The 18,290-nt window shown below is 64.1% G+C and carries 19 protein-coding genes; 14 read left to right on the top strand and 5 right to left on the bottom strand.

Annotated features, from left to right (window positions below):
- Positions 1 to 93: 93 nt before the first annotated feature.
- The 4 genes from HOP03_01475 (at position 94) to HOP03_01490 (ending at position 3,923) form a co-directional block, all read left to right on the top strand.
- Positions 94 to 1,053, top strand: coding sequence for an acetyl-CoA carboxylase carboxyltransferase subunit alpha (locus HOP03_01475; GenBank protein ID NOT86836.1), 960 nt, complete (start codon positions 94 to 96; stop codon positions 1,051 to 1,053).
- A 265-nt stretch (positions 1,054 to 1,318) separates the two neighbouring features.
- Complete coding sequence (ppk2, locus tag HOP03_01480; protein NOT86837.1) at positions 1,319 to 2,194, top strand: polyphosphate kinase 2; 876 nt, start codon at positions 1,319 to 1,321, stop codon at positions 2,192 to 2,194.
- A gap of 400 nt (positions 2,195 to 2,594) precedes the next feature.
- Positions 2,595 to 2,969 (top strand): DNA-binding protein, encoded by a 375-nt coding sequence (locus HOP03_01485; protein NOT86838.1) that lies wholly within the window; start codon positions 2,595 to 2,597, stop codon positions 2,967 to 2,969.
- 378 nt (positions 2,970 to 3,347) lie between these two features.
- A complete protein-coding gene (locus tag HOP03_01490; GenBank protein NOT86839.1) occupies positions 3,348 to 3,923 on the top strand; it encodes a DUF1439 domain-containing protein in 576 nt (191 codons plus the stop codon).
- Positions 3,924 to 3,961: 38 nt separating this feature from the next.
- Here the strand turns inward: HOP03_01490 and HOP03_01495 are convergent, their stop codons facing one another.
- Both HOP03_01495 and HOP03_01500 read right to left on the bottom strand, forming a co-directional pair.
- Positions 3,962 to 6,196, bottom strand: a complete 2,235-nt coding sequence (locus tag HOP03_01495) for a hypothetical protein (protein NOT86840.1) — start codon at positions 6,194 to 6,196, stop codon at positions 3,962 to 3,964.
- 141 nt (positions 6,197 to 6,337) lie between these two features.
- On the bottom strand, positions 6,338 to 6,808 hold the full coding sequence (locus tag HOP03_01500) for an SET domain-containing protein-lysine N-methyltransferase (protein NOT86841.1): 471 nt from the start codon (positions 6,806 to 6,808) through the stop codon (positions 6,338 to 6,340).
- Between the two features lie 508 nt (positions 6,809 to 7,316).
- Between HOP03_01500 and HOP03_01505 the strand changes: the two genes are divergently transcribed.
- From HOP03_01505 to HOP03_01550, 10 genes are read left to right on the top strand one after another with little or no spacing between them, the layout of a single operon-like run.
- Positions 7,317 to 7,766 carry an SUF system Fe-S cluster assembly regulator gene (locus HOP03_01505; GenBank protein NOT86842.1) on the top strand — a complete coding sequence of 150 codons (450 nt, stop codon included), beginning with the start codon at positions 7,317 to 7,319 and terminating at the stop codon, positions 7,764 to 7,766.
- A gap of 9 nt (positions 7,767 to 7,775) precedes the next feature.
- Complete coding sequence (gene sufB, locus HOP03_01510; GenBank protein ID NOT86843.1) at positions 7,776 to 9,263, top strand: Fe-S cluster assembly protein SufB; 1,488 nt, start codon at positions 7,776 to 7,778, stop codon at positions 9,261 to 9,263.
- Positions 9,260 to 9,658 (top strand): ACT domain-containing protein, encoded by a 399-nt coding sequence (locus HOP03_01515; GenBank protein NOT86844.1) that lies wholly within the window; start codon positions 9,260 to 9,262, stop codon positions 9,656 to 9,658. Before sufB ends, HOP03_01515 begins: the two co-directional genes overlap by 4 nt.
- A complete protein-coding gene (locus HOP03_01520; GenBank protein NOT86845.1) occupies positions 9,655 to 9,900 on the top strand; it encodes a hypothetical protein in 246 nt (81 codons plus the stop codon). The genes HOP03_01515 and HOP03_01520 overlap by 4 nt, the downstream gene beginning before the upstream one ends.
- A 17-nt stretch (positions 9,901 to 9,917) precedes the next feature.
- Entirely contained in the window at positions 9,918 to 10,580 is a 663-nt protein-coding gene (locus tag HOP03_01525; GenBank protein NOT86846.1) for a hypothetical protein, read from the top strand.
- A 46-nt stretch (positions 10,581 to 10,626) separates the two neighbouring features.
- On the top strand, positions 10,627 to 11,394 hold the full coding sequence (gene sufC, locus HOP03_01530) for a Fe-S cluster assembly ATPase SufC (GenBank protein ID NOT86847.1): 768 nt from the start codon (positions 10,627 to 10,629) through the stop codon (positions 11,392 to 11,394).
- The gene (gene sufD, locus HOP03_01535) at positions 11,391 to 12,695 is read left to right on the top strand and encodes a Fe-S cluster assembly protein SufD (protein ID NOT86848.1); all 1,305 of its coding nucleotides are present in this window, start codon (positions 11,391 to 11,393) and stop codon (positions 12,693 to 12,695) included. Before sufC ends, sufD begins: the two co-directional genes overlap by 4 nt.
- Positions 12,692 to 13,933 (top strand): cysteine desulfurase, encoded by a 1,242-nt coding sequence (locus HOP03_01540; GenBank protein ID NOT86849.1) that lies wholly within the window; start codon positions 12,692 to 12,694, stop codon positions 13,931 to 13,933. Before sufD ends, HOP03_01540 begins: the two co-directional genes overlap by 4 nt.
- A gap of 39 nt (positions 13,934 to 13,972) precedes the next feature.
- A complete protein-coding gene (locus HOP03_01545; GenBank protein ID NOT86850.1) occupies positions 13,973 to 14,533 on the top strand; it encodes a GNAT family N-acetyltransferase in 561 nt (186 codons plus the stop codon).
- Positions 14,530 to 14,850, top strand: a complete 321-nt coding sequence (locus HOP03_01550; GenBank protein ID NOT86851.1) for a non-heme iron oxygenase ferredoxin subunit — start codon at positions 14,530 to 14,532, stop codon at positions 14,848 to 14,850. The genes HOP03_01545 and HOP03_01550 overlap by 4 nt, the downstream gene beginning before the upstream one ends.
- A 137-nt stretch (positions 14,851 to 14,987) precedes the next feature.
- Here HOP03_01550 and HOP03_01555 read toward each other — a convergent pair whose 3' ends face one another.
- From HOP03_01555 to HOP03_01565, 3 genes are read right to left on the bottom strand one after another with little or no spacing between them, the layout of a single operon-like run.
- Complete coding sequence (locus tag HOP03_01555) at positions 14,988 to 16,007, bottom strand: phosphotransferase (GenBank protein NOT86852.1); 1,020 nt, start codon at positions 16,005 to 16,007, stop codon at positions 14,988 to 14,990.
- 16 nt (positions 16,008 to 16,023) lie between these two features.
- Entirely contained in the window at positions 16,024 to 17,244 is a 1,221-nt protein-coding gene (locus tag HOP03_01560) for an acyl-CoA dehydrogenase (GenBank protein NOT86853.1), read from the bottom strand.
- A gap of 31 nt (positions 17,245 to 17,275) precedes the next feature.
- Positions 17,276 to 17,959: a histidine phosphatase family protein gene (locus HOP03_01565; GenBank protein ID NOT86854.1), complete on the bottom strand. Its 684-nt coding sequence runs from the start codon at positions 17,957 to 17,959 to the stop codon at positions 17,276 to 17,278.
- Positions 17,960 to 18,290 lie beyond the last annotated feature (331 nt).

An 18,290-nucleotide genomic window follows, 5' to 3' on the forward strand; every position in this document is an offset into this window, starting at 1 on the left:
CCTTGCCATGGCGTGTCCATACGCAGTCGTACGGTATTCTCCGGAATCCTCGGCTAGACTTGCGATCCTCTGGTCCACGGCCCATCTCCGCGCATGAATCCGAATTACCTCGACTTCGAAAAGCCGATCGCCGACCTGGAGGCCAAGATCCAGGAACTGCGCCATGCCAGCACTGGCCCCGAGGTCAATATCGACGCCGAAATCCACGCGCTTCAGGACAAGTTGCGCCGGCGCACCGCGCAGATCTTCCGCGACCTCAGCGCCTGGCAGGTTTCGCAGCTGGCACGGCATCCGGCAAGGCCATACACGCTCGACTACCTGCGCGTGATCTGCGACGAGTTCCAGGAACTCGCCGGCGACCGCGCCTTCGCCAACGACAACGCCATCGTCGGCGGCCTGGCCCGTATCGGCGGACGCAGCGTGATGGTCATCGGACACGAGAAAGGCCGCGACACCAAGGCCAAAGTCCGCCGCAATTTCGGCATGCCCAAACCCGAGGGTTATCGCAAGGCGCTGCGCCTGATGAAGATGGCCGAGCGCTTCCGGTTGCCGGTTCTTACCTTCATCGACACCGCCGGCGCATGGCCCGGGATCGATGCCGAGGAGCGCGGACAGTCCGAAGCCATCGCCCGCAACCTGCTGGAAATGTCCGAACTGAAAGTCCCGATCCTCTGCACCGTGATCGGCGAAGGCGGTTCCGGCGGCGCGCTCGCAATCGGCGTCGGGGACCGCACCCTGATGCTCGAATACAGCACCTACTCGGTGATCTCGCCGGAAGGCTGTGCCTCGATCCTGTGGAAAACCGCAGACAAGAAACAGGAGGCCGCGCAGGCGATGGCAATCACCGCAAAGCGCCTGCATGAGCTCGGCCTGATCGACAAGATCGTCCGCGAACCCATCGGCGGCGCGCATCGCAACCCGGTGCAAATGGCGAAACGCCTCAAGCCGATCCTGATCAACGAACTGGATGCGCTGGCAGCGTTGCCGGTCGGTGAACTGCTCGACCTCCGCTATCGCCGCCTGCGCGGCTACGGGGCTTACGAAGCGGCCTGAACGCGAATTCAAGGCTGACAAATCGAACAAAACTTGACTCTGCTCAAGCGCGTCGCGCACCGTCGACAGACGATGACATCGGTTTCCCGCGTACCGCAGCAGGTACCGGGCATTTTCACCGCCGTCAGGAGCCTCGCCAGTGCCCCGTTCCCGCAGCGCCACAGCGCCCCGCAAGCCGAATCCGCCACGCAAGACCCGCGCACGCAAGCTCGCGCAAGTCACGACGGAAGCCAACATCCTTCCGGAGAGCGTGGGCACCGCGGCGATGCCTGTGCTCGAACCCGGTCTTTCCATCGAAGCCGCGCAAAGGATGGATGCGGTACCGCTGACCGACGAAGACAGTACCAGCGCACCGTTACCCGTAGGCTACCCCTACCGCACCCGTCTGCGCCGCGGCGAGTACGAGGCCGAAAAGAAGAGGCTGCAGATCGAATTGTTGAAGGTGCAGAATTGGGTCAAGGCCACGGGCCAGCGCGTCATCATCCTGTTCGAGGGTCGCGATGCCGCAGGCAAGGGTGGCGCCATCAAGCGCTTCACCGAACATCTCAACCCGCGCGGCGCGCGCGTGGTCGCGCTGGAAAAGCCGAACGACCAAGAGCGGGGCCAATGGTATTTCCAGCGTTATATCGAACATCTGCCGACTGCGGGCGAACTCGTGTTCTTCGACCGCAGCTGGTACAACCGCGCCGGTGTCGAACGCGTGATGGGCTTCTGTTCGTCTGCGGAATATCTGGAATTCCTGCGCGAAGCCCCTGAATTCGAACGGATGCTCGTGCGCAGCGGCATCCGTGTCTACAAGTTCTGGTTCTCGGTCAGTCGCGAAGAGCAGTTGCGACGGTTCAAAGCCCGCCGCAACGACCCGCTCAAGCATTGGAAGCTCTCGCCGATCGATCTGGAATCGCTGGATAAATGGTCGGAATACACCGAAGCCAAGAATGCGATGTTTTTCCATACGGACACTGCGGATTCTCCTTGGCTGGTCGTCAAATCCGACGACAAGAAACGGGCGCGACTCAACTGCATGCGTCATTTCCTCGATACCTTGCCATATCCTGGGAAGGACCCGCGCAGCGCACGCAGCGCAGACCCATTGATCGTCGGTGCAGCATCGGATGTATTGATGAACGGCGACGGCCCATGACCTCGACAGCGCCTGAACGGGCGATGCGATTGCCGCGAACGCTTCGATCAACCGGGTGCCCGGACTCACAAGCGTTCGAAGCATCCGGTCCGAAACAAGCCGCGACCGGAAGCAGTTTCAACATGGCGACCGGTCCGTTCCGAGCTGCCACGAATCGAATCGCGCTGCCATCGGCGGCACCCACCGCGGCTTTATCCGGGCGAACCCACGAAATCTCATGTGTCTTGCGTCCGAACTCCACGAACCCACGGTCGGCCGAAAGCAGGGAAATCAAAAAAGCCTGAAAAAAAGCCTTCCAGGGGACTTGGCGTCAGCACGACCTTGGCCTACAGTGCGCAAGTCGGCATATCGTCCGGCCCAGCCACAAATCAACCCCATTCGACGAGGAAATCGAACTCTCATGGCAACCAAAAAGAAACCTGCCGCCAAGAAGGCCGCTGCCAAGCCGGCTACCCCGAAGCCGATCAAGGACGTGATGAGCAAGTCCGCGCTGATCGCCCATATCGCTGGCGCGACGGACGTCGCCGCGAAGGACGTGCGCAGTGTCATGGCTGCTCTCGAGGCGGCCATTCACGCATCGGTCGGCAAGAAAGGGGCTGGCATGTTCGTGTTGCCGGGCGTGCTGAAGATCACTGCCGTCAGCGTTGCCGCCAAGCCGAAGCGCAAGGGCATCAATCCGTTCACCGGTCAGGAAACCACTTTCGCCGCCAAGCCGGCCACCGTGAAGGTCAAGGTCCGTCCGATGAAGAAACTCAAGGACGCCGCCACGGCCTGAGCACCGCAGCCGTACGATGATTCCCGCGGGTTCGCCCGCGATGGAGAAAAAGCCGTATTCCGCAAGGAATACGGCTTTTTTGTGTCTCCCGTTACGACTCACTGCCATGGCCAATGGACCTGTCTCTCCACGCTCCCGCATCACCGACACCCCGAATACCGGTCGAACGCTTACAAGCGGTATCCCCGTCTCTGCACGCTCAACGGTGTACGTCCGTCCCTGCGCGATCGATAGTTTGCGCGGCTACACCTTGGGTACTGCGCACCCCTGAAAGGTGCATCATTGTCAGCCATCCGGCACGAGCGGCGGGCACAACAGTCCACGCTCTTGGCATAAGCTTCCGGTCTCAGCTTCCGACCTGACCCAGGAGTCGCCATCATGACCGGCACGCGCCGCGCTTTCCTGCGCTCCGCTGCACTCTTCTCCGTCGCAGTCTACTTGAGCGGCTGCGCGACCCTGAACGCCGCCAGCGCGCTGCTCGGCAACCAGCTCGTCTTCTCCACACCGCAGTTGCAGGAGTATCTCGACAGGCACTACCCACGCAGATACGACGCGGCAGGCGGGCTTGTCGACCTCACCGTGAGCCAGCCACAGATCTCGATCCCACCGGACAGTTCTCGACTACACCTGGATTTCGACGTGGGTATCGACGGTCTCGGCATGCGTAGCGACAGGCATACCGGGCATTTCGCGATCACCAGCGGTCTGCGCTACGACACCCGCAGCCATGCGCTGTACCTGGAAGAACCCGAGCTGGAATCGGTTCAACTGCCGTTGCTCGGCGACCGGATGACCACGACAGGACGCGAGCTGATCAACGGCTGGCTGCGCGACTATGCGCGCAACGAGCCGGTCTACCGGCTGGAGCAGCGCATGCTCGACACTCTCGGCTCGAGGCGGGTGTCCGGCACCCTGATCCAGGACGGACGTGTGGTCATCAAGCTCGACCGGTAATCGTCGGGACGGCCGTGCAACCTCAGATCCCGTCGCCTTCAGATCTCGAACCGGTAGGACAGCTTCACCAGCAATTGCTCGCTATCGCGGAGGTCGAACGCGCCGCTGAACTCGTCCCGCACCGAATATGGGCCGGCACCAGCGCCGAACAGGGAGCCCCCACGGACGTAAGCCAGATACAGGTACGACAGCGGCGCGAATTCGTAGCGGTAGCGCACCTGGAAGCCGAGATTGCGCAGGGCGAAATCATCGAGCGCATCGTGGCTGCGCACCGGCGTACCGTCAGCCGCGACCCGCCAAGCGCGTTTGGCCTCGGCATCAAGCCCCAGCGCTTCGAGACGGACGCGCAGTTCCTGCTTCGAGCCGATCAACCAGGCGGTGCCTGCGTTGAGGAAAACCTGTTCGGAACCGAACGTACCCAGCAGATCGCCGCCACGCCACAGGGTCAGGTCAGGATTGCGTTGCAATTCCAGGCCGGCGAAGACGCTGAGATTGTCGTTGACGGCGTAGGTTGGCTCAAGGTAGAGCGCCCATGCCCCGCGGTCGATACCGCCGAGTCCTTCGGCGTTGTAGTTCACGCTCCCGTAGAAGGACCAGTGTTTTTTCCTCGGGAAGAAGCGCTCGGCGAACGCATACAGCTTTCCCGGATGATCGACCACGCCGTTGCCCCGGGTGATCAGATCGTCGTGGCCCGGCGTCCAAGCCGCGATCTCGAAGAACTGATTGCCGCCGTCGCGGCGTTCACTGTTGCGGTTGACCGCGAAGGCATTGCCGATATGCACGCCATTATCGTTGCTGCGCCGCGAGGCCGCGACCCGCCACTGGTGGGATGCGTAGGGTGAACTCTCCGGCAGCGACGTGAACCGTCGCGAGATTTCATAACGCGCGTAATTGAAATTGTTGCGATCGAGGAAACCGAAGTCGTTGAGCTGCAGGTCTCCTCCGCTATGCAGCATGTAGAACTGCTGGCGCCAGCCGTCGCCGAGTTCATGGTCGATCCGCACTTGGGCACCGGTATCGCGCACGGTTTCGCCACGCTGGTCGATACTGGAGCCGACGAGATTGGTGCGGATATTCCAGCGCGCGTCCGGTGCCCATTGGTGATCGAAGGAATATACCGTCGCCTCGCGACCGAGGAACGGGCGATTCACCCGCGTCACCATCGCGCCGATGCTCTGCCCCTCGAATCCGCGGGTCGCGCGCAGGGCATAAAAATCGCGACCGACGCTGTCGCCCTCGGTGGCCGCGAACACGCCGTAGCCGAAACCGCCGACACTGCCATTGATCTTGACCGCAGCGGTCACGTCGCCGGAACCGCTGCCGTCGTCGGCGGGCGCGCCGACGCGCCGGGTATAGATCAACTGCTGGGCGTTGCCGAGCGAACCGAACGGCACCTCGAAATAGCCCTGGTTCTCGGTGAAGAACGGGCGTTTGTCGCCGAAGAAGGTTTCGATTGCGCTGAAATTGACGACGATGCCGTCGCTCTCGACTTGACCGAAATCCGGGTTGAGCGTGGCGCTGAGCTGGAACTGGCCGTTGGGCTTCCAGAAGAGGTCGACCCCGGCATCGATGTCCGCCCCGCCATCGATGTTGTCGTACAGCCCGACGATATACGGCGTGACCGCGAGCAGCGACTGGCTGAACTGCGGCACTTCGACCTTCTGCAATGCACTGAGGTAACGCTGCTCGGTGTAACTCACCGCCGGCCACGCCATGCGCTCGCCGGTGTCGCCGACCACACGGTCGAGCGAAAGACCGATCGTGCGGGTGTCGCCGTCGGTACGCCGCATCGGTGCGATATGCCAGGGAATCAGGATCTCGGCGGACCAACTGTCGCCGTCCTCGGACACTGCATGCTGCCAGGCGCCATCCCAGTCGGTATTGAACTGGTTTTCGTTGGCGATCGTGCCATCGCCGATCCCGTCGGACAACGCCAGCATGAAGTTGTAGCCGCTGCGCCCGTCGCCGTCGAAATCGACATAGACATTCACGCGATCGACGTTGCCGTTGTCGTCGCGCTGGAACCGCTGTCGCGTGCGCGGAACATCGCTGGGTTGATGGTTGCGGAACGCGAACGCAAGCCCATCGGCGGTCGCCATGTACCAGGCTTCGGTCGCGTGCCGGCTCGGCTCGCGGGTCAGCGGCTGGGTCATGCGGAAATCGTCGACCCGCTGTGCGCTGGACCATTCCGTGGGATCGACCTTGCCGTCGATGTCGAGGGCGAGCGTCGGCAGAGGCAGCGAGACGACCATCGCGAGAAGCAGTGAACGCATGGCGAGGTCCGGAAGAAACGTGACCGCATCGTGCGGCAGTCGTCCGGTGCGGACGACTGTCTTAAGTCATGGAAACGCCATGCCCGGCGTATCCGCTGTCATTTCGGCCTTGCGGAGTTTGGCGAGAACGCCGCTGTCGCTTCAGCGCTTGGGCTGCAGCATCGTGCCCGTGCACTTCCTGGCGCCGCATTTGCAGCCCCAGATTTTCTTCAACTTCGCGGTATGCGGCTCGTCGAGCACGATCCCGTAGTTGTAGGTCAGCTCTTCGCCGGGCTCGATTTCGCGGATCGCTTCGATGAACACCTTGTCCTTGTGGCCTTTGCCCTTGCTGTTTTCTTCGAGTACCGCCTCGCAGTTGGGCGCGCAGCTGTGATTGATCCAGCGCGCGACATTGCCGTCGACATTGGCATCGATCACATAGTCGTCGTTGAGGGTGAACAGAAAGGTGTGGCCGTTCTCGTCGATTTCGCCGTAGGCCTCGTCCACCTCGTCGTGCGTCCTCACCTTGCCCTTGTAACGCACGATGCGATCGCCCTTCTGGATCGCTTCATCGGCGAATACGCCATTGCCGTGGATGGGCGACAAACGGGCGACGATCTTTTTCTTCGACATGGGGGTGCGGCTCTCGAACACATTGGAATTCTTCGGAATTATCCATGATTCCGCGCCATGTGTGGCGGTGGTGTCGCGGCGGTGGCGTCTGCTTTCCCGCTCGTCACAGCGTCCCGGTCGCCCGCATCGCGGCCCAGACCATGCCGCCGATCACCGATGCGCCGATCCCGAGACGGAAGCAACACCGCTGGCGATTCCGAAAGCCGTCACCGCCAGCGCAGCAGATGCGAGCGTTCGCCGGCGGACGTGGCGGACGACGCGCGCCGAAGAGACGCTCGACAGCGGACTGGAACGATGAGGACGGTGTGGTGGGCTGGCAGTGCCCGTGGCGGGCTCCTGTGTCCGGGGGGGACGTTGCGCATTCTGCGCAGCAGCGCCGGCGCGGTGTAATGACCGCCATCATTCGCTTGGCGCAGCATGGATTGAGCCATTCAGGATGAAAGCGTACAATTTCAGTCCTGTATGAAGATGACGGCCGATCCTCTCGGCCCGAGACCTGCGATAACCCATGCTTCGAGTCACCAAACTCACCGACTACGCAACCGTCGTGCTGACCGTTCTGGCCAGCGCCAGCGAAACCATGCTCAGCGCGAACGGCTTGGCGGAGCGCGCGGGCCTGGAGGCACCGACGGTCGCCAAAGTGTTGAAACCCCTGGCGCAGGCGGGGTTGGTGCAGGCCTTTCGTGGCGCGACCGGCGGCTACCGTCTCGCCCGCCCGGCCAGCGAGATTTCCCTCGTGGAGATCGTCGAAGCGATGGAAGGCCCGCTGGCGATGACCGAATGCAGTGTCCATGACGGCCACTGCGGGATCGAACAGTCCTGCGGCGCCCGCGCCAATTGGCGGCGGATCAACGATGTCGTCGCCGACGCCCTGCGTCGCGTCACGCTGGCGGACATGACGCTGCCCGCTGGCGCAGCGTCGCGCAAAACCATACCCGTCGCGCTGTCGGCCCGCTGAGGAGTTCCCATGAATCGCCCCGACCCGCAGATCTTGCAACGCGCACCTGCCCAGGCGGCAGCTGTCAAGAACGCCGAGATCATCGAACAGCTCGGCCGCCGCTACGACGCCGGCTTCGTCACCGACATCGAATCCGACACCCTGCCGCCGGGCCTCAGCGAAGAAGTCGTGCGCTTTCTTTCGGCGAAGAAGAACGAGCCCGAGTGGATGACCGAATGGCGGCTCGCCGCTTACCGCCACTGGCTGACGATGACGCCGCCACATTGGGCCAAGCTCGACATCGCGCCGATCGATTTCCAGTCGATCAGCTACTACTCCGCGCCGAAAGCCAAATACGCGTCGCTCGACGAGGTACCGCAGGAACTGCTCGACACCTACGACAAGCTCGGCGTACCGCTGCACGAGCGCGCGAGGCTGGCGGGCGTCGCCGTCGATGCGGTGTTCGATTCGGTGAGCGTCGGCACCACATTCCGCAAGGAACTGGCGGAAAAAGGCGTGATTTTCTGCTCGATTTCAGAAGCGCTGCACGATTATCCGGAGCTGGTCCGCCAGTACCTCGGCAGCGTGGTGCCGGCGGGCGACAACTATTTCGCGGCGTTGAACGCTGCAGTATTCTCCGACGGCAGTTTCGTGTTCATTCCAAAGGGCGTGCGCTGCCCGATGGAACTCAGCACCTACTTCCGGATCAACGCGATCAACACCGGCCAGTTCGAGCGCACGCTGATCATCGCCGAAGAAAAATCCTACGTCAGCTATCTCGAAGGCTGCACCGCGCCGATGCGCGACGAGAACCAGTTGCACGCAGCGGTGGTCGAGCTGGTGGTGCTGGACGATGCCGAGATCAAATACTCGACGGTGCAGAACTGGTACCCCGGCGACGAGAACGGCGTTGGCGGCATCTACAACTTCGTGACCAAGCGCGGCGAGTGCCGCGGCGCGCGCAGCAAGATCAGCTGGACCCAGGTCGAGACCGGCTCGGCGATCACCTGGAAATACCCGTCCTGCGTGCTGCTCGGCGACGATTCCAGCGGCGAATTCCATTCGGTCGCGCTCACCCACCATCGCCAGCAGGCCGACACCGGCACCAAGATGATCCACATCGGCAAGCGCACCAAGTCGAAGATCGTCAGCAAGGGCATCAGCGCCGGCCGCGGTCAGAACAGCTATCGTGGCCTGGTGAAAGTCGAACGCGGCGCCGACGGTGCGCGCAACCATACCCAGTGCGACAGCCTGCTGATCGGCAAACGCTGCGGCGCGCACACCTTCCCGTACATCGAAGTGAAGAACCCCAGTGCGACCGTCGAGCACGAGGCCACCACCTCGAAAATCAGCGACGACCAGTTGTTCTACTGCCGCAGCCGCGGCATCAGCGAAGAGAACGCGGTGTCTCTGATCGTCGATGGCTTCTGCAAAACGGTCTTCCGCGAACTACCGATGGAATTCGCGGTGGAAGCCAAGAAACTGCTGGAAGTCTCGCTCGAAGGTTCGGTCGGATGAACGCGGTGGCCGTCGGCGAAACCGATCTGCAGCGGCTGCTGGCCGGGCTGGCGCCCGAGCTGGTCGCGCAACCGCGCGCGATCCGCTCGCAGCCGGTGGACGGGCCGGTTCCCATCGACGCAGTCATGCTGTTCCGGGAACGGGAAGGCACCACGGTCGTCGTCGCGGTCGATGACACGCAGGACGAAACCCTGTGGGCGCAGATCACACTACGCATCCACTCCAGTCTCGAAGCCGTCGGGATGCTGGCGGCAATCGCCGGCGCGTTGGCGGCGCGCGATATTCCGTGCAACGCAGTGTCCGCTTACTACCACGATCATCTGTTCGTGCCATGGACGCGCCGCGACGAGGCCATCGATGCGCTGCGCGAACTCTCGGATGGCAATCGCACATGACAACCAGCGACATCATCGGCACGCTCGGCGTGTCCCTCCTGTTGATCGCTTTCGTGCTCAACCAGCGGCGGACGATTTCCGAACATTCGCGCGCATTCCTCGCGATGAACATGGTCGGCGCCGTGCTGTGCGGCTACTCGGCCTGGCTGGTCAGCTTCATGCCTTTCGTGGTCCTCGAAGCCGTCTGGGCTCTGTTCGCCGCCTGGGGCCTGCTGCGCTGGTCGCCCGAGCGGCAGGACTGACGGAAATGGACCCTGTCATGAAACCACTGTTGTTCGTACTGACGGTACTGCTCACGGTCGCTGCCTGCACGGAGAAATCCGGGCATCAGGCCACGACCGCGCCGCCATCGAAGGCCGCACCTGCCGCATCTCCGGTGCCGCCGACCGCAGCTTCTGCTGCAGTACCAGCCGCCTCCACCGTGCCCGCGATGCCTGCAGTGGAAACAGCTGCTACCTTCGAGTTCGCATTTTCCAGCACCCACGCCGACGGCAGGGAAGGCGACGACCCCCGCATCCTGCGCTGGGAAGACGGGCCATGCGGCGGCAGCCCGGTGGTGCGCGTGTCGCGGATGCCGTTGAACGATCCGGCGCTGGCGCCCGACTATGTCGTCGAATTCGACGACAGTGGCAAGGAACTGAAGCGCTGGGGTAAACCCTACGAAGCCGAAGTGCTCGGTCTGGATGACGACCTGCTGAAATTCCGCGTCGACGGCGAACCGCCGCGCGCATTCTGGACCGATCTTCAAGGCCGTATCGGCACGATTGCAGGCGATGCGACGACGATTCCGGAACTGGATACACCGACTTTAGAGTGCCCGACACTGCCGACGTTCGCCAATTCCAGCTACGCCTTCTGTTCGATCGTGACCGATGCCGCCGGCAGGCCGCGCAGGCTGGCATGGGAAGGCCCCTGCACCTGAGCGCCAGCTTCCTCAAGAATCGCCGCAAAAAAAAGACGAACCCATCATGTTGAAGATCGACAACCTCCACGCCCGCGTCGCCGGAAAAGACATTCTCAAAGGGCTCACGCTCGATGTGAAATCCGGCGAAGTGCACGCCATCATGGGTCCGAACGGGGCCGGAAAATCCACGCTCGGCAACATCATCGCCGGCCGCGACGGCTACGAGGTCACCGAAGGCGGCGTCATGTTCGAAGGTCGCGATCTGCTGGCGCTGGCGCCCGAAGAACGCGCTGCGCTCGGCGTGTTCCTCGCATTCCAGTACCCGGTCGAAATCCCGGGCGTGAACAACACCTATTTCCTGCGCAGCGCGCTCAACGCGCAGCGCAAGGCGCGCGGCGAAAGCGAACTGGATTCGATGCAGTTCCTGAAACTGGTGCGCGAGAAACTCGCGGTGCTGCATCTCAAGGACGAACTGCTGCATCGCGGCGTGAACGAGGGTTTCAGCGGCGGCGAGAAAAAGCGCAACGAGATTTTCCAGCTCGCGGTGCTGGAACCGAAGCTGGCGATCCTCGATGAGACCGATTCCGGCCTCGATATCGACGCGCTGAAAGCCGTCGCCGATGGCGTGAATGCACTGCGCAGGGCGGACCGCGCGTTCGTGGTCATCACCCACTACCAGCGCCTGCTCGATTACATCAAGCCGGACGTCGTGCATGTGCTCGCCGATGGCCGTATCGTCGAAACCGGCGGCCCGGAACTGGCGCTTGAACTGGAAGAGCACGGCTATGCGTGGATCAAGGACCGCGTGACGCCGGAGGTCGCGGCACGATGAGCGCATTGCTCGACTCGTTCGCGACCGCGTTCGACGGTCTCGCCCAGCGCGAGGCTGCGGATCTCGGCGCGCACCGGCGCAAAGCGCTGGACGCGGCGCTGCGCGACGGCATGCCGGGGCCGCGCAGCGAAGCCTGGAAATACACGTCGCTGCGTGCGCTCGAACGCCGTGCGTTCGCATCGCCGGCGCCCCGGGAGATCGATGCGGATGCATTGGACGCGGCGCTCGCCGACGTGCCGTTTCCGCGCATGGTGTTTGTCGACGGTCGCCATGACGCCGCGCGCAGCAACGTTTCCGCGATCGTGATGCCGGGCATCGAAGTGCAGCCACTGTCGCAGGTACTGCGCGAAGGGGAGCCGCGCGACGCGAATTTCCTCGCCCGCATTTTCGCCGGGGCAGACGAAGTCTTCGCCAACCTCAACGCCGCGCTGGCCGAAGAAGGCGCGGTGATCCGCCTGGACCGCGAATGCGGCGATGTCTTCCCGTTGCACCTGGTTTTCGTCGCCAGCGGCAGGCAGCCCGACGCAGCCGTGCACATGCGCCATTTCATCGACATGCGCATGCACAGCATGCTGACTGTGGTCGAACACCATCTCGCGCTGGGCGAGCACCGCGGCCTGTCCAACCATGTCTTCCACATGCATGTCGGCGAAGGCGCCCGGCTCGCGCATGTCCGCGTGCAAGGCGAAGCTGCGGGCGCCACCCTGATCGCCCGCAGCGATGCCGTGCTCGCGCGCCGGGCGCACTATGACCGCCTCGATCTCGAACTGGGCGCCGCGCTCTCGCGACACGAGCTGAATGTCCGGCTCGAAGGCGGCTTGGCGCGCCTCGCCGCGTCCGGCGTGCTGTTCGCCGACGGCAAACGCCACGTCGACACGCGTCTGGGTATCGACCATATCGCCCGCGACACCGCCTGTGACCTGTTCTGGCGCGGTCTCGCCACCGATCGCGGTCGCGCTGCATTCCACGGCGGCATCGTGATCCGCGAAGGCGCCGACGGCAGCAACGCCAATCTGTCGAACAAGAATCTCTTGCTGTCTTCGCAGGCCGAAATCGACACGCAACCGGTGCTGGTCATCCATGCCGACGAAGTGCAGGCCGCACACGGCGCCACCGTCGGCCAACTCGATCCTACCGCGCTGTTCTACCTGCGCACGCGCGGACTGCCCGAAACCGAAGCGCGCGCGCTGCTGACCACGGCGTTCTGCCGCGAAGCGTTGAACATCGTCGCCGCCGGGCCAATGCGCGACGCGCTGACCGCGATGCTCGATGCCCGCCTCGCAGGAGCGACCGGACCATGATCGCGCAGAGCACCGGCACGGCAAGCATCGACTGGAGCGCGATCCGCGCCGACTTCCCGCTGCTGACCCGTGAAGTCCACGGCAAACCGCTGATCTATCTCGATTCCGCCAACACCGGGCAGAAGCCCGCGTCGGTCATCGACACCGTCGACGATTTCTACCGCCATCACAATGCCAACGTCAGTCGCGCGGTGCATGCGCTGGGCACCGAAGCCACCGAAGCCTACGAAGCGTCGCGCACCAGGCTCGCCGGTTTTCTCAAGGCGCACCGCGACGAGCTGGTGCTGTGCAGCGGCACCACGTTCGCGATCAATCTGGTCGCGTATTCATGGGCCTTGCCGCGACTGAAACCCGGCGACGCGATCCTGCTGTCGCGGATGGAGCATCACGCCAACATCGTGCCGTGGCAGTTGGTCGCCGAACGCACCGGCGCGACGATCAAGGTCGCCGAAATCCGCGAAGACGGCACGCTCGACCTCGATGCGCTGTCCGCGGCGATGACGCCGGAAGTGAAGATCCTCGGCCTGACCCACGTCAGCAACGTGTTGGGCACCGTCAATCCGGTGCGCGAGATCTGTCGCGAGGCCCGCAAGCGCGGCATCGTCACCGTGATCGACGGCTCGCAGGCGGCGCCGCATCGCGTGATCGACATCCCGTCGCTCGGCTGCGATTTCTACGCAATCACCGGCCACAAGATGTGCGGCCCGACCGGCACCGGCGCGCTTTGGGCACGTCGCGAGCATATCGCCGCGATGCCGCCGTTCCTCGGCGGCGGCGAGATGATCAAGGAAGTGCGCTTCGAGGACACGATCTTCAACGATGGTCCGCACCGCTTCGAAGCGGGTACGCCGAACATCGCCGGCCATATCGGTCTGGGCGCGGCGGTCGATTACCTCACCGCCATCGGCATGGATGCGATCGAAGCGCGCGAAGCCGAACTGCTGGCGCATGCCACCGAAGTGCTCAACCGCATCGACGGCCTGCGCATCCTCGGTAGCGCGCCGGAGAAAGCCGCGGTCATCAGCTTCCTGGTCGAAGGCGCGCACGCGCACGATCTGGCGACGCTGCTTGATCTGGAAGGCGTCGCAGTGCGCTCCGGCCACCATTGCGCGCATCCGCTGATGCAGTTCTTCGGCGTGGCCGCAACCTGCCGCGCGTCGTTCGCGTTCTACAACACGCACGACGAGATCGAACGCTTCGCCGCCGCGCTCACCAAAGTCCGCCGCCTGCTGGGTTGACCGCAACGCCGCGCAAAAGGAACCCATCCTTTGTCTCTCATGCTCAGCTTCCGCACCGCCACGCACGACGATATTCCTGCGCTCATCGAGCTTGTCACGTCTGCCTATCGCGGCGATGCCAGCCGCCAGGGTTGGACCACCGAGGCCGATCTGCTCGATGGCCAGCGCATCGATGCCGACATGCTGCGCACCGATCTGGATACGCCGGGCAGCATTGTTCTGCTGGCGATCGACAGTCGCGACGACGATCGGCCACGTCTCGTCGCTTGCGCCAATATCGCAGCGCAAACCGGCAGCGACGCGATTCCCACGGCATATTTCGGCATGTTCTCGGTCAGCCCCGACGTGCAGGGCGGAGGCGTCGGCAGGATCGTGTTGGCGGAAGCGGAGCGCATGGCGCACGAAACGCTGGGCTGTTCCCGCATGCGCATGACCGTGATCGATGCGCGAGAGGAATTGATCGCGTATTACGAACGTCGCGGCTACCTCCGCACCGGGATCAAGAAACCGTTTCCCTACGGCGACCCGCGCTACGGGCTGCCGAAACGCGACGACCTGCGGTTCGAGGTGCTCGAGAAAATGCTGGAGGCCACACCGTGAGCGATTGGACATTCGTCTGCGCAACCGCGCAGTTGCTGCCCGGCGAGAAGACCGTGGTCTGGGCGGATGAAACTCCCATTGTGGTGATCAATCTCGACGGCGAACTGTATGCCCTCGAAGACCGCTGCACGCACGACGAATTCGAATTGTCGTCGGGCGATATCGACACGGACGAGGGCAGCATCACCTGTGTGCTGCATGGCGCACGTTTCGACATCCGCGAAGGCACCGCACTGTGCGCGCCCGCCTACGGGCCGGTAGCGAAATTTCCGGTGAAGATCGAACACGGCGGCATCTGGGTGCGCGACGACCGTTGAACATCGCATCGGGTGCGCGTGTCGCGCACCAGCGCTTGCTTCGATGACCGGGGCGCGGTGCGCGACACGCGCACCCTATGACAGGAATCGCGGATATTCGTGATTGGCGGGTGCGGCGCGAATCGCGACAAACAGCATCAAGACAACGCGCCCAACCCCAACGTGGCCAGCATCTCGACCATGCGCCCGGCCTGCACGGCCTGTTCGCTCGATGCATTGCCCTGCTCCGCACGTTTGGCCACGCCCTGCGCGATGGCGGCGAGGCGGAAGAAACTGAAGGCCAGCACGAACGGCCAGTCGGCAGGAATCGGCCGGCCGGTCACCTGCGAATAGCGCGCGAGCAACGCAGCCTCGTCGGGAATCCCCAGCGCGGCGCGATCCAGACCGGCCAATCCCGGCAGCGCCGGATTGCGCGGCAGGCGCAGTGCCATGCAGAAATAACCGAGATCCGCGAGCGGGTGCCCCAACGTCGACAGCTCCCAATCGACGATCGCGATCACGCGCGGTTCGTCGGGGTGGAACATCAGGTTGTCGATGCGGAAATCGCCGTGCGCCAGCGCGGCCACGCCATCATCGGCCGGACAGCGTGCGGGCAGCGCGTCGATCAAGGCATCCATCGCCGCGATCGGCCGCGTTTCGCTGGCACGGTATTGCTCGGTCCAGCGCTTGATCTGGCGCTCGAAGTAATTGCCGGATTTGCCGTAGTCGCCCAGTCCGACGGCGACCGGATCGACGGTGTGCAGCGCCGCCATCGCATCGATGATGCCGAGATAGATGCTGGCGCGGCCGGCCGAATCCATGTCGGGCAACGACGGGTCCCAGAAGATCCTGCCGTCGACGAAACCCATCAGATAGAACATCGATCCGATGACCGACTCGTCGCTGCACAGGTGCAGCGGCTGCGCCACCGGCACCGACGTGCCGTGCAGCGCTTGCAGCGCGCGGAATTCGCGATCCACGGCGTGCGCGGATGGCAGCAACCGGCCGGGCGGCTTGCGGCGCAGCACGTAGGTTCCGCTGGCGGCATCGATGCGGTAGGTCGGGTTGGATTGGCCGCCCTTGAATTTGGCTGCCGTCAGCGGGCCGCGAAAACCGGCGACGTGCGTTTCGAGATAAGTCGCGAGCGATTCGACGGGCAGATCGAGCGGGTGGGCCATGGTCATGCCGTTGATTTCATCCTTTCAGCATCGAGCGCGCGAGCGCCGCGATGTGCACTTCGTCCGGGCCATCCGCCAAGCGCAGCGAACGCGCGCCGGCATAGGCCTGAGCGAGGAAATAATCCTGCGAAAGTCCACCGCCGCCGTGGATCTGCATGGCGCGGTCGATCACTGCGCAGGCCATGCGCGGCGCGACGATCTTGATCATGCCGATCAGATCCTTCGCACCCTTGTTGCCATGCGCATCCAGCGCCGCCGCCGCCTGCAGCGTCAACAGGCGCGCCTGTTCGATCTCGCAACGCGACAGCGCGATCGCTTCCTGCGCCATGCCGTGCCCGCCCAATGGTCGGCCGAAGGCTTCGCGAGTGCGCGCACGCTGGACCATCAGCTCCAGCGCACGCTGCGCCAGGCCGATCGAACGCATGCAGTGATGGATGCGCCCCGGGCCCAGCCGTGCCTGCGCGATCTCGAAACCGCTGCCGGATTCGCGCAGCAGATTCGCGACCGGCACGCGGACATTCGTGAACTCGATTTCGACGTGGCCGTGCGGCGCATCGTCGTAGCCGAACACCAGCAGCGGCCGAAGCACGCGCACGCCCGGCGTGTCCATGGGCACCAGCACCATCGACTGGCGGCGATGGGCCGGCGCATCCGGATCGGTCACGCCCATCACGATCAGGAGTTCGCAACGCGGATCGCCTGCGCCGGTGGTCCACCATTTGCGACCGTTGATGACGAACGCGTCGCCATCGCGCACGATCGGCAGCGCGATATTGGTGGCGTCGGAACTGGCGACATCGGGCTCGGTCATCGCGAACGCCGAGCGGATTTCGCCGGCCAACAGGCGCGGCAACCACGGCGCCTGCTGTTCCGGCGTGGCGAAGTGCAACAGCACTTCCATGTTGCCGGTATCGGGCGCGCTGCAGTTGAACACTTCCGGTGCGAACAGACTGCGGCCGGTGAGTTCGGCGATGGGCGCGTAATCGAGATTGCTCAATCCCGCGCCGCGCGTGGCATCCGGCAGGAACAGATTCCACAGTCCCTGCGCTTTGGCCTCGGCCTTCAGCGATTCGAGCAGCGGCGGAATCGTCCAGCGCGTCTGCGGATCGGCTGCGTGCGCCTGGAATTCGGCTTCGACGGGGATGATCCTGTCGGCGACGAAGCGCGCGACGGCAGCCTGCAGTCCGCGCGACCGTTCGGAAAAGGGAAACAGGCTTGCGGAGCGATCGGTGCTCATCGGATTCTCGGAAACGTGCGCAATGGCGAGATCAATAGTACGTCCACAGCGCACGTTCGCCGTGCAGATGCGGCAGCGCGTTCCACGACCCCATCCGCAGCCGGCCGCCGTGCGGGTGGAACTCCGACAGTGCGGTGTTGCGCAACGACAGATTCAACTCGACCGCGCGGGTATCGGGCACCTCCAGCGCGATCTGCGCCAGACGCGAGATCACCCCGCCGGAGCTGAGCACCAGCACCTCGTCGTCGCCCGCCAGCGCTTCCAGCCGATCGCCCGCCGACTGCACGCGCTGGCCGAATGCGTTCCAGCTTTCCGGAAGACCCGGCAGTTCGTCGCGCGCCCACGCCAGCAGCGCGGCCTGCAGCATGGCGCCGACATCGCGCGGCTGGCCGCTGTGGCTGGCCACGACGATCGGGTGTTCCGGATCGCGCGACTGATACGCGCCGAACACCGCCTGGTGATCGAACTCGGCAAAACCCGGATCGGTTATCGGCTCGGGCAGCGGTTGTCCCTGTTCCGAGAAAGCCAATGCCACGCCCTCGGCGGTCTGCCGATGCCGGCGCATCCCGCCCACCACCACCGCCCGGAACCGGTGGCCGCCGCGCGCCAGCCAATCGCCCAGCCGACGTGCCTGCAGATGTCCGCGCTCGGACAGATTGTCGTAGTCGGCGGCGCCGTAGCTCGCCTGTCCGTGGCGGACCAGGAGCAGGCTCACGGCAGGACGCCTTCGCCGATCCAGCGGTTCTCGAAACAAGGGCCACAGGGGCGATCCAGATTCACGTGCAGAGGTGTCCAGCAGGCATGGTCGCGGCATCGTACGCGGTGGACCCTGCCGATCAAAGCAGCCATGCACGGGCTGCGCGGCGCCAGGCAGCATCATTCATGCGAATGAATTGCATTTGAGAATTATTATCATTAACATGCTCCCACGACGCCTCCCCACGGCGTACTCGAGGGTTTTTCATCGCCATGACGCGCAGGCTACCCCACCCAACCCCGTTGACCCTCGCATGTCTGGTGGCCCTCGCAGGCCTCGTTTCCGACCC

The sequence above is a fragment of the Lysobacter sp. genome (genome assembly GCA_013141175.1).
Taxonomy (GTDB): domain Bacteria; phylum Pseudomonadota; class Gammaproteobacteria; order Xanthomonadales; family Xanthomonadaceae; genus Lysobacter_I.